At 49.1% G+C, this 16959-nt stretch carries 17 protein-coding genes; 2 read left to right on the forward strand and 15 right to left on the reverse strand.

What is annotated here, in order from left to right:
- Position 1: 1 nt before the first annotated feature.
- From AC8GE9_RS03535 to AC8GE9_RS03580, 10 genes are all read right to left on the reverse strand, one after another.
- Positions 2-1123, reverse strand: coding sequence for a thiolase family protein (locus AC8GE9_RS03535; protein ID WP_506675728.1), 1122 nt, complete (start codon positions 1121-1123; stop codon positions 2-4).
- Positions 1124-1137: 14 nt separating this feature from the next.
- Complete coding sequence (locus tag AC8GE9_RS03540; protein WP_506675729.1) at positions 1138-1914, reverse strand: enoyl-CoA hydratase/isomerase family protein; 777 nt, start codon at positions 1912-1914, stop codon at positions 1138-1140.
- Between the two features lie 11 nt (positions 1915-1925).
- Complete coding sequence (locus AC8GE9_RS03545) at positions 1926-3089, reverse strand: acyl-CoA dehydrogenase family protein (protein WP_506675730.1); 1164 nt, start codon at positions 3087-3089, stop codon at positions 1926-1928.
- Positions 3090-3133: 44 nt separating this feature from the next.
- Positions 3134-4345 (reverse strand): CaiB/BaiF CoA transferase family protein, encoded by a 1212-nt coding sequence (locus tag AC8GE9_RS03550; protein WP_506675731.1) that lies wholly within the window; start codon positions 4343-4345, stop codon positions 3134-3136.
- Between the two features lie 164 nt (positions 4346-4509).
- Positions 4510-5226, reverse strand: a complete 717-nt coding sequence (locus AC8GE9_RS03555) for an IclR family transcriptional regulator (RefSeq protein ID WP_506675732.1) — start codon at positions 5224-5226, stop codon at positions 4510-4512.
- A gap of 130 nt (positions 5227-5356) precedes the next feature.
- Positions 5357-6157, reverse strand: coding sequence for a class II aldolase/adducin family protein (locus AC8GE9_RS03560; RefSeq protein ID WP_506675733.1), 801 nt, complete (start codon positions 6155-6157; stop codon positions 5357-5359).
- Positions 6158-6198: 41 nt separating this feature from the next.
- On the reverse strand, positions 6199-7149 hold the full coding sequence (locus tag AC8GE9_RS03565) for a Bug family tripartite tricarboxylate transporter substrate binding protein (protein WP_506675734.1): 951 nt from the start codon (positions 7147-7149) through the stop codon (positions 6199-6201).
- Between the two features lie 47 nt (positions 7150-7196).
- On the reverse strand, positions 7197-8042 hold the full coding sequence (locus AC8GE9_RS03570; protein ID WP_506675735.1) for an amidohydrolase family protein: 846 nt from the start codon (positions 8040-8042) through the stop codon (positions 7197-7199).
- Complete coding sequence (locus AC8GE9_RS03575) at positions 8039-8992, reverse strand: isocitrate lyase/PEP mutase family protein (protein WP_506675736.1); 954 nt, start codon at positions 8990-8992, stop codon at positions 8039-8041. The genes AC8GE9_RS03570 and AC8GE9_RS03575 overlap by 4 nt, the downstream gene beginning before the upstream one ends.
- Before the next feature lie 22 nt (positions 8993-9014).
- Positions 9015-9995: a Bug family tripartite tricarboxylate transporter substrate binding protein gene (locus AC8GE9_RS03580; protein WP_506675737.1), complete on the reverse strand. Its 981-nt coding sequence runs from the start codon at positions 9993-9995 to the stop codon at positions 9015-9017.
- Between the two features lie 153 nt (positions 9996-10148).
- Between AC8GE9_RS03580 and AC8GE9_RS03585 the strand changes: the two genes are divergently transcribed.
- A complete protein-coding gene (locus AC8GE9_RS03585; RefSeq protein WP_506675738.1) occupies positions 10149-11081 on the forward strand; it encodes a fumarylacetoacetate hydrolase family protein in 933 nt (310 codons plus the stop codon).
- 4 nt (positions 11082-11085) lie between these two features.
- Here the strand turns inward: AC8GE9_RS03585 and AC8GE9_RS03590 are convergent, their stop codons facing one another.
- The 5 genes from AC8GE9_RS03590 to AC8GE9_RS03610 all read right to left on the reverse strand — a co-directional run bounded on the left by AC8GE9_RS03590 (position 11086) and on the right by AC8GE9_RS03610 (position 15733).
- Positions 11086-12084 carry a Bug family tripartite tricarboxylate transporter substrate binding protein gene (locus AC8GE9_RS03590; protein WP_506675739.1) on the reverse strand — a complete coding sequence of 333 codons (999 nt, stop codon included), beginning with the start codon at positions 12082-12084 and terminating at the stop codon, positions 11086-11088.
- Between the two features lie 66 nt (positions 12085-12150).
- Entirely contained in the window at positions 12151-13008 is an 858-nt protein-coding gene (locus AC8GE9_RS03595) for a TauD/TfdA dioxygenase family protein (protein ID WP_506675740.1), read from the reverse strand.
- Entirely contained in the window at positions 13005-14192 is a 1188-nt protein-coding gene (locus tag AC8GE9_RS03600; protein ID WP_506675741.1) for an alpha-hydroxy acid oxidase, read from the reverse strand. The genes AC8GE9_RS03595 and AC8GE9_RS03600 overlap by 4 nt, the downstream gene beginning before the upstream one ends.
- A gap of 54 nt (positions 14193-14246) precedes the next feature.
- Entirely contained in the window at positions 14247-15122 is an 876-nt protein-coding gene (locus AC8GE9_RS03605) for a TauD/TfdA dioxygenase family protein (RefSeq protein ID WP_506675742.1), read from the reverse strand.
- Positions 15123-15148: 26 nt separating this feature from the next.
- Complete coding sequence (locus AC8GE9_RS03610) at positions 15149-15733, reverse strand: MarR family winged helix-turn-helix transcriptional regulator (protein WP_506675743.1); 585 nt, start codon at positions 15731-15733, stop codon at positions 15149-15151.
- A gap of 102 nt (positions 15734-15835) precedes the next feature.
- Between AC8GE9_RS03610 and AC8GE9_RS03615 the strand changes: the two genes are divergently transcribed.
- Positions 15836-16855, forward strand: a complete 1020-nt coding sequence (locus tag AC8GE9_RS03615; protein ID WP_506675744.1) for a Bug family tripartite tricarboxylate transporter substrate binding protein — start codon at positions 15836-15838, stop codon at positions 16853-16855.
- Positions 16856-16959 lie beyond the last annotated feature (104 nt).

Raw genomic sequence — 16959 nt, forward strand, 5'->3', positions numbered from 1 at the left:
GCTAGGATCCTAAAATCAACGTTGCATGCGTGTGCATGGTGCCACCTTGATTGCTGACAAGGCTGTAGTTCACACCAGGAACCTGAAGGGTAGCGCTCCCTCTGACTTGTCGAACGCCTTCGATCACGAGTTGCATGCCTGGTAAACCAGACTCAGAGAGGAGGCCGCCGCTTGTGTTGATAGGGAGTCTTCCGCCATATTCAATTTGCCCGTCGCGAATAAATTCGTACACCTCACCTTTATCGCAAAATCCATAATCTTCAAGTGTCATGAGCCCGGTAATCGTGAAGCAGTCATAAATTTGAGCCACGTCAATATGCTGGGGTTTGATACCTGCCATCTCAAAGGCGAGCTGACCGCTGCGAACCGCTTGTGTCGAGGTCAGACACTCTCTTAGATGTACATCATAAGATTCTTGTGCACCTGCGATGCCCAAAATTGGCACGGGCGCTGGGACCTGTAATTGTTTTGCTTTAACTGCGCTCATCACCACGACGGCAGCAGCCCCGTCCGAGATCAGACAGCAGTCATCTCGCCTTAAGGGATCGACGACCCAAGGAGAGGCAAAGTAAGTGTCGAGAGTCATTGCTTGGCGCAATTGAGCATTTGGATTGCTCGCGCCGTGCTGGCGTGCTGCTTTTGCGAACACACCAAAAGCTTCTGGGGGTGTCTGATATTGGTCAACGTGAGCGCGATGGATCATGCCATAACCGGCCGCAGTGGAAAACCATCCATATGCCGCGTCATTGCCCCTCGGCCTTGCATACGTTTGTCGTGAACCGCTGCGTGGATTGTCCGCATAGGACACAAGCGCGATCTCACATTGCCCTGTTTCTATTGCCATCATGGCAATATTGATGAGGGTTAAATTGGCTGCGCCTCCCTGATCCCACGCGCCACCCCAGCGAGGTTGCATACCCATAGCCTGCGCAACAGACTGACCATAGAGGATATCTTTTGCAGAGGAAGGTGTTTTGAGCAAAAGGGCATCAACGATATCTTTCTCAATGCCTGCATCCTTGAGCGCCGCTCGGCAGGCAAGCGTATTGAGGGTCACCGTATCGAGACCAAGTTTTCCATAGGCAGTGTGCCCGACGCCTGCAATGACATACTTACCACGCATCTCAATCTCGCAGTTTAATTAGATGTAAATTTTGGAGGACGCTTTTCTTGAAACGCCAAGGCTCCCTCTTTCGCATCGCTTGTGTTGCGGAGTAATCGATTCACATATTGCTCCATGCGTAACCCCGCAGTCAGGCCCAGTTCAGGTGCTTTGACTGCGAGTTCTTTTGTCGCCTGCAATGCGAGGGGCGCATTGGCTGCTATTTTACGTGCGTAGCGCATTGCTTCATTCATGAGCTCACTTTGCTCAACCACTTTGTTGATTAAGCCCCAGCGCAAGGCTGTTTCACTATCGATTGCATCACCGGTGAGTAAAAGTTCCATTGCAATCGGGTAGGGTAGTTGTGCGACGACGCGTTGGGTGCCGCCATTTGCTGCAACGATGCCACGCTTGACTTCAGACAAGCCGAAGCTTGCGTGACTTACAGCCACACGAATATCGGTAGCCAATAAAAGCGTCATACCTCCGCCGATACAAAATCCATTGACAGCGGCAATAATGGGTTTCCAAACTTCAAGACCACGATTGAGAAGTTGATCCTTTTGCGTCAGCCAATGCTCTGACATGTCTGATTCACGATTAATGTAGGATTTTAGATCTGCGCCTGCACTGAAGGCTTTATCTCCAGCCCCTGTGATGACGGCGACTCTGATCTTGGGATCATCTCTGACGGTTTGCCAAGCCTCGGAAATCAGACGATAGTGTTCTGCATCAAAGGCATTACGACGTTCCGGTCGATTGATTGTGATGAGTGCGATGCCTTCTTCGTCGACGACTAGATCGATAGACATAGGTGTTCCTATTAGCGGCCGTTATTAAAGAGTTCGCGGGCCAAGACCATTCTGTGTACTTCGGAGGGTCCTTCGCCGATTCGCTTGATACGCATTTCGCGATACCAGCGCTCAAGAGGCATTTCTTTTGACACGCCCATGCCGCCCAGCACTTGGATACAGCGGTCCAGTACGCGTCCTGCTGTTTCTGTCGCCACGACTTTGGCGATTGACGCTTCAGTTTTAAAAGGGAGTCCCTGATCACAGCGGCGAGCCGCTTCATAAGTCAGTAAGCGCGCTTGCCGTAATTCTATCTCGCTATCGACAATCATCCATTGAATAGATTGTTTTTCAGAAAGCTTAGATTTGAAAAGCTCTCTTTGATTGGCCCAATCAATGGCGATTTGTAAAGCCTTTTGCGCAATACCGATTGTGCCGGCTGCATAGGGGACTCGACCTTCTACTAGCCATTGTTCTGCCAAGGCAAATCCTTGTCCTTCTTCACCTAAGCGGTTTTCAACTGGAATTTCAACATCTTCAAAATGCATTTCGTAGGGCGAATAAGACCGAATGACAGGAATCTCTTTGACGGTCATCCCTTTAGGTTTTCCATCAATGATAAAACAAGTGATGCCGCCTCTGGCACCTTGCTCTCCCGTGCGAGCGAACAGGAGCCCCCAAGATGCTTTCGCAGCTCCGGTAATCCACATTTTCGTGCCGTTGACAATATATTTGTCACCTTTGAGGACTGCGCGCGTTCTGATAGAGCGTGCGGGATCAGAGCCGCCCGAGGATTCACTGATCGCGACAAAAGCTTTAACTCCCTCTCGAATCGCAGGCACTAAGAATCTTTCTATTTGATCTCGTGTCCCGTTGAGAATCGGTCCAGGTGGATTAGAACCTGTTGCGCCGCATGCAGGGACATACGCTCCCATTCGGCATTTCGCAGTTTCTTCTGCGATGATGGTGGATTCAAGTAGGTTGAGTCCACCGCCTCCGTATTCGATCGGTGAGCGAACTGACCATAAACCAATTTCTTTGGCACGCGCCTTAAGAGGCTTAAGAAGCTCATCCGGCAGTTCATAGGCGTCATGTTCGACTTGATCTTCTGCGGGTATTACTTCCTTTTCCATGAAGCGTTGTGTGGTTTCGCGGATTTGCAGGAGCTCTTCAGGTAATCCAGCGTCATGAAACATTTTTAATCTTCCGTTTTTCAATTCGATTGAGGAGTGATTCAGCCCTAGTTTTTTGTTTTAAATTGATCAAGTCGGCTGACGAGGGTATCGGGTAGTTCAAAGAGTTCTTTCAAAATCGTGGTGGTATCTTCACCAAGCTTTCGGCTCGCTTGGTAGGGTGGTGAGTTATGGTTTTCAAATTTAATGGGACTGTTGTGTGCAAGAACACGTCCGAAATCGGGATGATCAACCCATGACAACATCCCCGTTTCATGAAGATGCTTGTCATTAATGACTTCGTCAAGTTCGCGGACTGGCGCGCTCGGAATTTTGTGGCTAATCAACAGATCAAATAGCGTTTGCTTAGGCATTGTTTTTGTGACTTCACCGATCAGGTGATCAAGTAAATCCATATGTTTGATGCGTGCTGCTTTTGTGACGAAGCGAGGATCTGTTTCCCATTCGGCATGTCCGAGCACTTTTGTGAGTGCGCCCCAATGTGCATCGCTCACGCCCAGAATGGCAATATTGCCATCGGCTGCTGGGTAGACGTTATAAGGAGACATGGTCAACCCGCCATGCCTGTTACCCGTTCTTTTGCATGAGGTGTCACCAAGCTTGTGCATGCCTAGGCTTGAAAGCAGGGGAGGAAATGCAGAGTCGAGCATCGATACTTCAACAGTGCTTGCGTGTCCTGTGACTGATCTTTCAAACAGAGCAGTGACAATGGCACCATACAAGTGAATGCCCGCCATGAAGTCACAGATGGCAGGCCCAGCTTTGAATGGTGGTGTATCGGGTGAACCTGTAATGGACATCACCCCGGACATGGCTTGTAAGGTGAGATCCATCGCGGGGAACTGGCTGTAAGGCCCCTTCGAGCCATACCCAGTACTCGACGCGATGATGATGTTTGGATTGGCTTGTCTGAGGCGCTCATGACTGAGTCCCAACCGGTCCATCGCGCCTGGTGCAAAATTGTTGACGATGACATCTGCCTTGGGCAGCATTCCCAGTAAGGCTTCAATGCCAGCGGGCGTCTTCAGGTCAAGAAGCACACTCAGTTTATTTGCATTGAGCACGCCAAAAGGTTCACACACACCGGTGGAGGGATGTCGTTTTCTTAAGTGCTCCCCATCAGGAGGTTCGATTTTGACAACGGTAGCACCACCACGCGCCATTAAAAACGTAGCATAGGGACCGTTATAAATTTGCGTAAGGTCTATTACGACTACGCCATTTAAAGGAGCTTGGGCAGACTGTAATGGGTTTGTCATCTTTATTTTTGATCGATCGTTCTAAATATTGGAACAATGTATCAATTATAGCGTTTACAAATACTCACGAAAATGAGTGCTTACCCTTGGAATGGTGTATTTATTTGAGTGCGTTGCTCTGTTTAGCATCACAAAAATAGGGGTTTGAAGCTTAAACAAGCAATCTAACCGAGGCTTTCAGAAACTTGGGTCGCGCAATTTAAAACCAGAAAACCGATTTCATCCATGCGCTCAGACGAAAACCTTTCGCCAGGACCGGAGACGGAGATGGCAGTTTGCGGCTGAGGCTCGCCGCCCCAGACAGGAGCTGCCACGCTATTTACGCCGGCACGCGAACCGTTGACGGTAGTGGCAAAACCACGTTCGCGGACCTGTTGGAGGACTTCGCGAAGGTCTGGGTCGGTAGCGCGGGCGATTTCAAAGACTTCTTCGAGTATTTCTTCAGATTGGAATGCCAGCATTGAACGCCCTGACGCTGTGCGCCAGGACGGAGCGCGATGGCCAACCCGTGCAGAAGCTCTGATAGGATTGTCGGACTCTACCTTACCAATATAAAGTACGTCGCTTGATTCAAGTGTCGCAAGTAAGATTGTTTCGTTGACTTTGCTATGGAGCAGACGCATGTGCGGCAGGGCCACGCGACGTACCGGGTGGCGGTCAATGACATGCACACCGTGTTCCCATAAGCGCAAGGTCAGCGAATAACGACCAGCAGCGCCATGCGAACGCACATATCCTTGCTCAGCAAGTGTCGACAGAATGCGAAAGGTGTTGCTTTTAGTAAAACCCAGTGATCGGCCAAGCTCTGCTACACCGCGCGGTTCATCGCTTGCAGCGAGAGCTTCAATGACGCGCAGAGCTTTGATTGTGGTCGAGTCCATCGGTTTAACCTTCTTTTAGGCACAGAAAGTATATCACCCGCTAGGATGGCTCATGCGCATGGAGAAAGGCGGCCCTTCCGTTGCGTTTGAGATCTACTTGGTTGCTTTCAACGCTGGATCCAAACAGGCTTCAGTCTTTATACGTCTGGCTGACTCGGTCAAGTTGTCTGAGCATGGCAGGCCACTCCAAAATGCCGTAACGCCTTGTCACACTGGGATTCCATTGTGCGTTGGCTTTGGCTACGACATCTGCTGGCGGGACAATCAATTCCGTATTGCAAGCCATCGCATCGACTTGGACTTTACAGGCGAGCTCTAGTCTATAGATATTATTGAATGCCTCGGGTATTGAGGGGCCGACCGCCAGTAAACCGTGATTGTGTAACACCATCACCTCCGCATCGCCGAGATCCTCCTGCAAGCTTTTCTGCTCAGAAAGGTCAACCGATATCCCTTGAAAGTGGTGATAGGCAACTTTTCCAAATCTGGTCGCTGTTTGCGTCAAGGGGAGCAGGCCACATTTAAGCGTAGATAAGGTCATGCCAGCGCGTGAATGGGTATGAATCACGCACGCCGCATCGGGGCGCACCGAATGAATGGCGCTATGAATCACAAATCCGGTCCGATTGATGCCGTAATCATCGTTTGGTCGGTCAACAATATTGCCATCAATATCGATTTTGATCAAAGATGACGCCGTGATCTCGTCATATAACAATCCATAAGGGTTGATCAAAAAATGATCGGGCTCACCTGGGACCATGGCCGAAATGTGATTCGCGATCATGTCAGTCATACCATAGAGGGATACGAGTCGATAGCAGGCGGCCAGCTCGACACGCGTTTTCCACTCAGCCTCACTGACTCGACTTTTCATGGTTCCGAGTTTGATGGGTGTTTTGGCTTTCATATCAATCGGCGAAGTATTCATATCTTGACCTCCTGAGTATTTTTATGTCCCAACTCAACTTATTAGTCTTGTTTAAGACCTAATTCCTTGATCAACTTCCCAAGTTTTTCGTACTCATTTTTGATGTGCGCTGAAAAAGCATCGCCCTTGAGAATTGATTTTTCAACACCGGCAGTCTTGAAAAATGCTTCCATTTCTGGTGTGTCGACAGCTTTTTCAAAGGCATCCTGAATTTTGCGAATCACCTCGGGCGGGGTGCCTGGAGGAGCGATCAGGCCATGCCAAAGAAGGAGTTCTTTATCGGCCATATTCAACTCGCCTAAGCTGGTTGCATTAGGTAATGACGCTGACTTATTCGCCGAGGTGAGCAGCAGGCACTTTGCAGTACCGGCTTTTTCCATTGTGACAGCAGGGGGGACGGATCCCACATAAATATCAACCACACCTCCAAGCATGGCGGGCATGGTTTCTCCTGCACCTCTGTAGGGAATATCTCGCGCCTTGATTCCGTATTCTCTAAAAATAAGTTCTGAAGCGAGTTGAGCGGGTCCAGCAACGCCATCGGTACCGTAGGTGTACTTGTTTGGATTCGCTTTGAGGACATCCAGAAACTCTTTGCCTGTTTTAGCTGGAAAGTCTGGACGGACGCACATCACATAGGGTGCGCTATCCAAGTAAATGACGGGAATGTAGTCTTTGAGCGTGTAGGAGGTTTTAATTGTGTGCGGTGCGGTTGTGATGGGGCCCATCCAGACCCCAGCCAGCGTGTGGCCGTCAGGTTTGGCTCGGCTAAGCTGCGTGACGCCAATCGATCCGCCGGCACCACCGGCATTTCTGATCACGATTGTCGTGTTCAAGTGGGGTTCTGCATACCGGGCAATCGCGCGAAACAATGTATCTGTGCCGCCGCCTGGACCAGTCGGAATGATTACCGTGGTGACTTCTTGGGCAACTGAAATTTGTGCAACGCCTAAAACGAGCGATGCACCTAAGAGTTTAAATTTATTCTTCATAGTGTCTCCGATACGTGATTTTTAATAATCGTGTTGTGGATTGCGCGTCAAGACATTGCACTTGTCATGGTTGGAAATCCGAATAAGGTTTGTGGCGTTTTGACTAAAATAGTGTGTCGGATAGTTTCATCAGGAATCCAATCAAATATCCATTTGATGCACTGCTCGTAGGCTATCTTATTTTCATGTCCCACCCAAGGCCAGTCAGTTGCCCAAACTGCGCGTTCACCCTTTCCGTGCTGCAATATTTTTTGTATTAAATCGGTAGGATTTGTGTGTCTTAAGCGATAGGGTGCAGACAACTTCACCCAGGTATTGCCTTGATCAATAGCGTCAAGCAGTGCAACGAATCCCTCGCTGCGTGCAGCATCGGGTCCGAGGGGGTTTCCAAAATGATCGACGACCGCTTGAGCCCCACTACGATTGATGACTTTTAGAACAGGGGCCAGATGCTCGCTCTCGAGGTAAATCTCGATATGCAGGCCGATATTACGGGCTTTTGCAAGAAGTGACGTGTATTCCTGGGAGGTGATATCAGGAATTTTTTCGCGTCGAATCCAGTTGAGCCGTAAACCACAGACGCCTTGAGCTTTCATGTTTGCTAGCTCACTTTCGGCGATCGTGGGTTCAACAATGGCAGTACCTCTAAGTCGACCATTCGCGTTTTTTAGTGCATCAAGCAGGACTTCATTGTTTGGTCCATAGAAGCTAGGTGCGGTTAATAGTCCAAAGGACACCCCATGTGTGTCTAAAACTTGCAGGTATTCCTTTAGATCGCAATCACGTGCGGGAGCGGAGTGCCTTTCTGCGATCAGTGGAGCATTTTTTTTGATCACATGCGCGTGACAATCCACCGCGCCAAGCGGGAGTTTCATTCCCGCTTCTTCACTCATGGTTTTGTCCCTTTAAGATTGACCGGTGCGACGTGCTCACTGCCATACTTGGCCTTTTTTTGTGCGTCGGTTAAATATCTAGACTCAAGCGCTTGAATGAATTCCATTCCCATGACTTCGTTGAGCTCTTCAAAGCCAAAGGCAGCGTCCGGCCTATCAACGACTTTCCCGCTCTCCAAGGATTGTCCAAGCAGCTGCAAACCTTGTTTCATGCCAGCTAGCGCACAAGCGGTCAGTAAGCGGGGGTAAATCACGACGCCAACACCCAGTTCTTGTAACTGCTGCGCAGAAAGTAAGGGGGTTGTTGAGCGCTGCCTGATGCCAAATCCCATATTGACGCACAAGGGTTTCGGCACATTGTTTGCCACTAAACGAATTTGCTCTGCATCAAGAAGTGCATCGGCAAAAAGCAGGTCCGCGCCAGCCTCTGCGTAGGCATTTAAACGACGGATGACTTCGTCGATACCGTGTGTGGCGAGGGTGTCAGTGCGAGACTTAATGATGAAATCTGGATCTCTACGTGCCTCACAAGCCGCATGAAGTTTTTCGACCATTTCTTCTTGAGGAATAACCTCCTTGCCGCGCATGTGGCCACAGCGTTTTGGCCAAACTTGATCCTCAAGCATGACGCCTGCTACGCCTGCTTGTTCAAATCCTCGGATGGTGTAAAAGGCATTAATAGCATTTCCGTAGCCGGTGTCACCATCTGCTAGTAAAGCTAAATCAGAACAACCAACCATTGCTCTTGCACCCGCTACGTTTTCTTCGAGACCCATAATGCCAACATCAACAAGACCTAGTCTTGACTCACTGACTCCGCTCCCTGTAATGAATGCGCTTTTGTAGCCGAAGTGTTCAACGAGACGGGTACTAAATCCATCAAACACTCCAGGTAATACGAGAATCTCTGGTTTGTAGATGGCATCTCTAAGTGCTTTTGTTTTAGACATTGGAGTCTCTCCTTTTGTTGTGTTATTCCGTGGCAGTAATCTGAGTCATCTCCAGAACCTCAGCAATAAATTTTTTATCTTTCGTAATCAACTCTGCCATTTGAGCAGGGGTGTTGATCAGCGGGATCGCACCGCGCTCCACGAGCTTGTCCACGAAGGTTTTATCTTTCAATAGCGTCGCAAGTGCATCATTGAACCTTTTGACGACTGCGTCAGGTGTGCCTTTTGGGGCAAAGTAACCGTACCAAGCACCTACTGACATTTTTTCATAGCCTAATTCTTTGAAGGTCGGCACGTCAGGCAAGCTCGGCAATCTGCTGCTGCTGGTCACCGCAAGCATCCTAATTTTTTCGCCTTGGATATTGCCGCGAACGGTAATCAGGGCTGGAAATGTAAACAGTACCTGACCAGCCATCACGTCTGTCACAGCGGGAGCTGAACCTTTGTAGGGGACGTGAATGACATTGGAGCCAGTGAGTTTGTTATAGGCTTCACCCATCATGTGGGCTTGGCTGCCAATCCCATACGATCCATAAGCCAGGTTGCCTTTGAAATTCTTTGTGTACTCGACCAGTTCTTTAAAGTTTTTAACCGGCAGGCTGTTAGCAACGACGATGCCTAGTCCGACTTCGTTGAGTGTGCCGACAGGGACGAGCTCACTAGGATTGTAGGTAAGATTTTTATAGAGAAGAGGATTGGCGACGGATGTGGAGTCGGTCGTAAACATTAAGGTGTAGCCATCAGGCTTGGACCTTGCCATCGATTGAGCGCCAATTGCTGTGTTCGCTCCACCAAGATTCTCAATTAATAATTGAGTACCAAGAATTTTTTCTAGTTCAGGTGCGGCAAGTCGTGCAAAAGAATCTGCACCACCACCAGGAGCATAGGGTACGATGACTTTAATCGATCTTGAAGGATAGGTGTCTGCAAAAGCGGGTGCTGTGACTGTCATCGCGCTTGCGATGGTGGCAAGTGAAATAAAAAGGTGCTGAATCTTTTTCAAAGCGTGTCTCCATTGAAGATTTTTTTATAAAAATCATGTCTATGACATGATTGTTTATTTTCAATATTTTATTCAATGTAATTTGTAGCATGCTTGTGTATAAATGTGTGATCAACTTTTCGCTTATGCTATCAATAACAAGGAGGAGTAAAAATGAAAATTGGACGCTATCAGGGTACCAACGGCGAAGAACGCTTGGGCATTGTGGTTGGTGAGAAAAAGGCTCTAAAGGTTTTGGATCTGGCGCGAGCCGCTTCAGCACAAAATAAACATCAAGCTTTCCCTGTCAGTATGGACAGTTTTATTGATGCGGGTACTCATGCGTTAGACAGTGCTTATGACGTCATCGAATGGGCAAAGCGTCAAGGGGACTCAGACTGGTTTGTGGATGAAAAAAGCGTGCCATGGATGATTCCACTCAACGTTCGGAACTGTATTGCCGGTGGCCGAAATTTTGCAGCCCACCGTGCCGAGACCCTTGAGTATTGGACAAAGCAGGGCGCAAAACTTCATAGTGAAATCCCGATGGGATTTATCAAGTTAGCCAGTTCCATGGTGCCAACACGTTCGACGGTGCATCGTCCCTTGGGGTGCGAATGGTTTGACTATGAGGTCGAGGCGACTGCAGTGATTGGTCAATCTGTCACGAATGTCAATGAGACCGATGGCTTAAAAGCGATTTTTGGTTACACCATCTTAAATGATCTTTCCGCTCGCGAAATGCAGCGTAAAGAGATGGCGAATCAATCGATTTTGCTCGGTAAAAACTATCCTGAACTGGGACCGCTTGGCCCGTGGATTCTGACGGCAGACGAGGTGCCAGATCCTTCTGTGCTCAAGGTCAGATTGACAGTGAATGGTGAGGTTAGACAAGAAGCAAGTTGTTCTGATTTGATTTTTCCATTTCCTGCGCTTGTCTCGCACTGGTCGAAAATGGGCTTGGCGCGTGGTGACCTGATTACAGTGGGTTCACCAGAAGGGGTAGCCATCGGACGCCCCGATCCGATGGCTTTTTATCTGCAGTCTGGCGATGTCGTCAGTGCAGAGGTTACACAGATCGGGGCGCTTGAAACCTATATTGCTTAGAGTGTTAGAGTCCTTGCTTTTGGAGCTCCTTGATAATGGGGCTCCATTTTTGACTTTCAGCCTTCATAAATGAGCTGAAGTCTGCGGGGGTGCCGCCTGCGATCGTGAGGCCCATGCTGGTGTAACGCTCTTTGACTTCGGGTGTCTGTAGCGCGTCATTGACTGCTTTGTTGAGCTTGGTAACGATATCAGTTGGAGTTTTTGCCGGAGCAATGATTCCTAACCAGGGAAATGAGGCATAGCCTGGTACGCCTGCCTGTTCAATCGTCGGCCATTCAGGAAATGAGGGCAACCGTGCCTCTGTGGTCACTCCAAGTGGGCGTAGCTTGCCACTATTGATAAAGGGAATGCCTGCCTGCGGCACATCAAAGAGCAAATCAATCCGTCCACCTATAAGATCCTGCAGTGCAGGAGCCCCACCTTTATAGGGGATGTTAGTCATTTTGACTTTTGCCATTTTCTGGAACAGTGCAGCTCCCAGATAATTGGAGGTACCGATGCCAGAAGAGCCAAAGGTTAATTTGTCAGGATTGCTTTGAGCATAGGCAATCAGTTCTTTAATGTTTTTGATGGGTAAATCTGACCTGATCATCAATACGTGAGCCACTTTTACAACAAGTGCAATGGGCGAAAAATCCTCCAGCGGCGAATAGCGACTTTCGTTGAAATAGAAGGGTGCTGTGAGAAACGCAGAGATCGCGCAGAGTAAAGTGTGACCGTCTGGTGGTGACGTCGCGACAAATGCAGAGGCGATGGTTGTGCCACCACCAGGTCTTGTCTCTAAAATGACGGGCTGTCCTAGTGAAGCTTGCATTTTCTCTGCAAGTATCCGGCAAATGACTTCAGTGGCGCCCGGCGATGGCACGATCAAGCGAATAGGCTTAGTTGGAAACGTATTGGCGTGTGCTTGCCCAATCATTCCGATCGGAATGAGCAATGTAAAAATGAACAATGAGATGGTTTTTCCGATCGATCGAACGCAAAGTGCAGAAAATGTATTCATATTCAATTGAAGCTCCTTAAGAATGCAATGCTGAAACATCAAAGTATTCGGAGAAAATATAAAGATCTAAACCGCTTCAAGCTCTCTGACTGCACACCACCGCATCATGCGCGGATGAGGTTCAGAGTAAGGAGTCGAACGATGCATGGTCCAGCTGTCATCCCACATAGCAAGGTCGTTCGGATTCCATTGCAATGCAAAGGTAAATTGAGGTTGTGTCGCGAAATCGGTCAACTCTTCAATGAGTGCGCGTCCTTTTTCAAGTGGCCACCCAATAACATGCGAAGCATGAGATGCGAGGTACAGTGATTTTCTACCTGAGATCGGATGTGTGCGGACCAACGGATGGAGTACAGGCTGGCGGGTGGCGAGTGTATCGGCACTAAATTCTGACATACTGATTCCCATTTTTTCCCGAGACCAGAAAATGCTGTGTTCGACGACGAGGCCATCTATTTCTTTTTGACGTCTCTCTGGAAGCGCATCCCAGGCCGCACACATGTCGGCATATTCAGTCGGAGGTGGAACAGGTGGCAAGACGCGCGCATGTAATGCAGTGAACCGGATGGGGGGTTGATTTTGCGAGCCATCGGTATGCCATAACAAATTTGCTTTCAAGTACAGGCCACGCACACTGTCCGCAGGAATGGGTGTCCCGTCCGCATTCACTGTCGCGATATCGTAGAAGTGTGGATGCCCGGTTGCGAGCTCTTTTAGATTTGCGACGACAGGAGGGCCAAATTTTTCGATAAACGCTTGCTGTTGATCATCGTTGATCGGTTGATTTCTAAAAATCAGTAGACCAAATTTTGCTAAACCATTTTCGAGGGTCCGATGCTGCTCTGATGTAAGAGGCTGTCTAAGGTCTAAGCCCGTCACTGAAGCGACAAAGGTTTTACCTTCTTGGTGGAATGTCATGCTCATGTCTCATCTCTCCTTGGTGAATCCATCCACAGCAAGCTGCGGTTGAGGTCGTTTAGCGTGATACAACCAGCAAAACCCATCACGCGATCAAGTTCGTCTCGTAAAATATCGAGCGCATGCAAAGCGCCTGCTTCTCCTCCGGCCGTGACGCCCCACAGAGGGGCTCTACCAGCGAAAACACCTTTAGCACCCAAAGCAAGTGCCTTAAAAATATCGCTGCCGCGTCGAATGCCGCTATCAAGCAGGACATCGACTTTGCCGTTTACTTGATCGACGATATCCGGAAGTGCATCGATAGGCGCGATTGATGCGTCCAAATTACGACCACCGTGGTTGGACACGACGATCGCATCCACGCCGCAGTCCAGAGCGATCTGAGCATCGGCGGGATGGAGAATCCCCTTTACCATCAACGTTCCATTCCAGCGCTTACGAATCTCTCGCAAATCGTCCCATTTCAGCGAATCGTTTTTTGGCAAACCGACTTGCTGTCCTGGGGCTTTTTCCGTGAGCTTCCTTCGATATTCTGCAGGATAGTTTTCGAGCGTGGGGATACCCGAGCGCATGAGATAACGCAAAAAAACATTTAAGAACCATTCGGGATGCCGGGCGACATCAATCATATTTCTTCGTGTGATTTGCATCGGTAAAGAAAATCCATTGCGCCGGTTGTATTCGCGATTGGGTGTGACTGCAGTATCTACCGTCACAATCAAAGCTTCATAGCCTGCGGCTTTGACGCGATCGACGAGTTGATAGGACATTTGCCGATCTGGCCACATATACAGTTGGAACCAGAGCTTTCCACCCGCTTCTGCCGCAACGCGCTCCATTGATGTGATGGAAGCTGTTGACAAAGTAAATGGAATTCCTAGCTTGGCGGCTGCCCGCGCAATGGCGATTTCGCCGTCAAAGCATAAAAGCCCAGCGGCTCCAGTCGGCGCGACCGCAAATGGCATCGAAACGTCTTGGCCCGCCATTTTGGTCTTTAATTCACGACCTGAAACATCGATTAATACTCTTGGGCGGAGACAGATTTTTTCAAAACCAGCACGGTTGCGTTTAAGCGCGAGCTCGTCTTCAGTGCCTCGGTCTACAAACTCAAACAGGCCTTTCGGTAACTTTCTTTTAGCGATTTCACGCAAGTCGGCAATGCTAAAAGCATCCTGCGGGTTAAACCCCATTTTTGTCTCCTCAATTGAACGGCAGGCATCAGTGGCTTGCCTTTTATTTTTTATTTAAACAGGCATGAGTTCTTGCGCGCCGCTCCATCGCATTTTTCTGGGATGCGGGTCGTCATAGGGCATAGCGCGGTGCATGGTGAAACTGTCATCCCACATGAGCAGATCGCCAGTCTTCCATTTATGCGCGTAAACAAATTGAGGCTGTGTGGCAAACTCAATCAGTTCTTGTAATAGCGCTTCGCCTTTTGCTTTATCCCATCCGATGATGTGTGAGGCATGCGAGGCGAGGTACAGTGATTTTCGGCCAGTGCGTGGATGGGTGCGAACCAGTGGATGAACGACCGGAGGGCGCATTTTGATCGCTTCCTCAGGAAATTCGGTCAGCCCGACTTTTGCGCGAGAAACGAAGATGCTGTGTTCAACCTGGAGCCCTTCAAGTCTTTTCTTTTCAGCTTCGGGCAGTGCATCCCAGGCTGCGCGCATATCTGCATATTGTGTGTCGGGCGGGTTTGGCGGAAGCACTCGCGCGGAAAGCATGGTGACGCGGATAGGAGGTTGAATTTGCGTACCGTCTGTATGCCACAGCTGATTCGCGAGATGGTAAAGATGTTCGAAACTGTCTTTTGCCAAGGGGTTATTTTGTGCATCAACAGTGGCGATGTCTAAAAAGTGGGGACGCGCAGGTGCAGATCCTGGTTCTGGCTCCTTTGTTTTAAGCACACTGTTGACGGCGGGGCCGAAACGCTTGATCAGCGCTTCTTGATCGTCGTCATTCATGGGCTCTTTGTTCCGGAAAACCAGAACGCCATAAACTGAAAGGACGCGCTCGATTTCTTCGTACTCTTGATCAGAGACTCCGCCCCGTAAGCTTAGATCGGGGATTTCACCGGCGAAATTTTTTCCAATTGGATTGGTGTTAAACATACCCATTTGAATCTCCTGTAAAGGCTGTAGTGTTAAGTGTTTAGAAGATCTGTTTTTTTTCTGCGCCAAGTTGTGCGCACGCCTGATGCCGCTTCTGGGTCATGCGCTGTCACGATTTTTGCGATTATTTTCAACAACTGTTGGCGCTCTCGTTCAGTGAGGGGCGCCAAAAGCTTGTCAGCAGCGATATTGGCCAAGGGAACTGAGTCCCGTAATAACTTGCGTCCTGTTTCGGTCAGTTCAACGATTTTCATTCGTTTATCGACACTACTTTGTTTGCGTTTAACTGCTTTATTTTGCTCGAGTCGATGGACGACATCTTTGATGGTGGAGGCGTCCACGACAGCTTTTGATGCCAGCGAAACCTGATCCAAACCATTGTCTTTACCCAGCGCTCTGAGGACGGTCGTCTGCAGGGGTGTCAGGGAAAGCGGACGAAGCTCATCGTGAAAAAAGGAAACGGAGACTTGCTGAAGACGGCGGATCATAAAGCCAGGACCATGCGTTTCGATGGCCTGCGAATCAGCTAAAGCAATTTTTGCCGCAGTGTCGACTGGGCTTGAGGAGTTTGTATACATCGCGACATTGGATATTGCGTCTTGCATTTCGTGTTGCATGTCTCTTGGTAAACGTTTGACTTTAAGTCAAAAACATTAGTTTTAATTTTTTTATTTGATGAGTATACTCAGTAATAAATAAATTACAACGAGGAGACAATCATGAAATCCAAAGTTCGCCAGGCTTTCTCGGCGCAACGCCGCCAGTATCTGACGGCGCTCTCTGCAAGCATGCTTTTACCTGTCGGTTTGCAATCCCCAGCGGCAATGGCCCAGTCGGTTTATCCAAATCGACCCATTAAGCTCGTGATTGGTTACACGACAGGCGGGGCGGGTGATGCGTTGGCCCGCATGATGGCTCAAAAGTACTCCGAGGTTTTTTCACAGTCGGTGCTGGTTGAAAATAAACCAGGCGCAAGTGCCACGATCGCGGCGGCTTATGTTGCGAAAAGTCCTGCGGATGGCTACACGCTGTTGATTAACACCGCTCCCGATGCCGTCATCGCGCCCCTCACCATGAGTGCGAACATTCAATACGACGCCCAACGTGATTTCGCGCCGGTGGGTTTGGTTGTGACCGTGCCGAGTGTCTTGGTGGTACCAAGCGGTAGTCCTTACAAAACAGTTGAAGATATCATCAAGGCTGCTAAGTCTAGACCCGGAAAGCTTAATTATGGTTCGGGCGGAAACGGAACGGCTGCGAACATGGCAGCTGAACTATTTAAAAATTTAGCTAATTTGGATATTCTTCATATTGCCTTCAAGGGTAGCTCACCCGCAATGGTTGAGTTGCTGGCGGGTAGGCTTGATTTTATGTTTGATACGTTCGCCTCGGCATGGCCGCAGATCCAGTCTGGGAAATTGCGACCGCTCGGCGTCACGACTGCAAGTCGTGTTCCGCTTGCACCCAATATCCCCACGATGGAAGAACAAGGTTTTAAGGGGTGTATTTGGCAATCCTTTATCGGAGTGACTGCCCCCGCAGCGACTCCACCCGCTATTCTCAAAAAACTCTATGACGACACCGCAAAAATAGTCGCAATGAGTGATGTACAGAAACGAATCATTGATATGGGAATGATTCCTGGTAAAGCGATTGGACCTGAATATGCTGCGTTTATTCAGGCAGAAACCAAGCAAACACGAGATCTGATCCGTCAGTCAAACATTCGATTTAATTGATGATCGTGATCGCGACTGGATCTGACAGTCCACCTCGTCCTACCTCTGTTCGTTGTCTAGCGCATTCTCGATCTATTAATCAAACAATATTTGGTATGGAGAGT

The organism is Zwartia lucis, assembly GCF_965234455.1.
In the GTDB taxonomy this organism is placed as follows: domain Bacteria; phylum Pseudomonadota; class Gammaproteobacteria; order Burkholderiales; family Burkholderiaceae_B; genus Zwartia; species Zwartia lucis.

What these genes read in the sequence shown, in the direction of transcription:
- AC8GE9_RS03570 (WP_506675735.1), bottom strand. Translation starts at nt 8,042, where the DNA reads ATGAGTGAAGAAGCGGGAATGAAACTCCCGCTTGGCGCGGTGGATTGT.
- AC8GE9_RS03555 (WP_506675732.1), bottom strand. Translation starts at nt 5,226, where the DNA reads ATGGACTCGACCACAATCAAAGCTCTGCGCGTCATTGAAGCTCTCGCT.
- AC8GE9_RS03600 (WP_506675741.1), bottom strand. Translation starts at nt 14,192, where the DNA reads ATGGGGTTTAACCCGCAGGATGCTTTTAGCATTGCCGACTTGCGTGAA.
- AC8GE9_RS03590 (WP_506675739.1), bottom strand. Translation starts at nt 12,084, where the DNA reads ATGAATACATTTTCTGCACTTTGCGTTCGATCGATCGGAAAAACCATC.
- AC8GE9_RS03615 (WP_506675744.1), top strand. Translation starts at nt 15,836, where the DNA reads ATGAAATCCAAAGTTCGCCAGGCTTTCTCGGCGCAACGCCGCCAGTAT.
- AC8GE9_RS03575 (WP_506675736.1), bottom strand. Translation starts at nt 8,992, where the DNA reads ATGTCTAAAACAAAAGCACTTAGAGATGCCATCTACAAACCAGAGATT.
- AC8GE9_RS03565 (WP_506675734.1), bottom strand. Translation starts at nt 7,149, where the DNA reads ATGAAGAATAAATTTAAACTCTTAGGTGCATCGCTCGTTTTAGGCGTT.
- AC8GE9_RS03610 (WP_506675743.1), bottom strand. Translation starts at nt 15,733, where the DNA reads ATGCAACACGAAATGCAAGACGCAATATCCAATGTCGCGATGTATACA.
- AC8GE9_RS03605 (WP_506675742.1), bottom strand. Translation starts at nt 15,122, where the DNA reads ATGGGTATGTTTAACACCAATCCAATTGGAAAAAATTTCGCCGGTGAA.
- AC8GE9_RS03545 (WP_506675730.1), bottom strand. Translation starts at nt 3,089, where the DNA reads ATGTTTCATGACGCTGGATTACCTGAAGAGCTCCTGCAAATCCGCGAA.
- AC8GE9_RS03595 (WP_506675740.1), bottom strand. Translation starts at nt 13,008, where the DNA reads ATGAGCATGACATTCCACCAAGAAGGTAAAACCTTTGTCGCTTCAGTG.
- AC8GE9_RS03550 (WP_506675731.1), bottom strand. Translation starts at nt 4,345, where the DNA reads ATGACAAACCCATTACAGTCTGCCCAAGCTCCTTTAAATGGCGTAGTC.
- AC8GE9_RS03585 (WP_506675738.1), top strand. Translation starts at nt 10,149, where the DNA reads ATGAAAATTGGACGCTATCAGGGTACCAACGGCGAAGAACGCTTGGGC.
- AC8GE9_RS03560 (WP_506675733.1), bottom strand. Translation starts at nt 6,157, where the DNA reads ATGAATACTTCGCCGATTGATATGAAAGCCAAAACACCCATCAAACTC.
- AC8GE9_RS03540 (WP_506675729.1), bottom strand. Translation starts at nt 1,914, where the DNA reads ATGTCTATCGATCTAGTCGTCGACGAAGAAGGCATCGCACTCATCACA.
- AC8GE9_RS03535 (WP_506675728.1), bottom strand. Translation starts at nt 1,123, where the DNA reads ATGCGTGGTAAGTATGTCATTGCAGGCGTCGGGCACACTGCCTATGGA.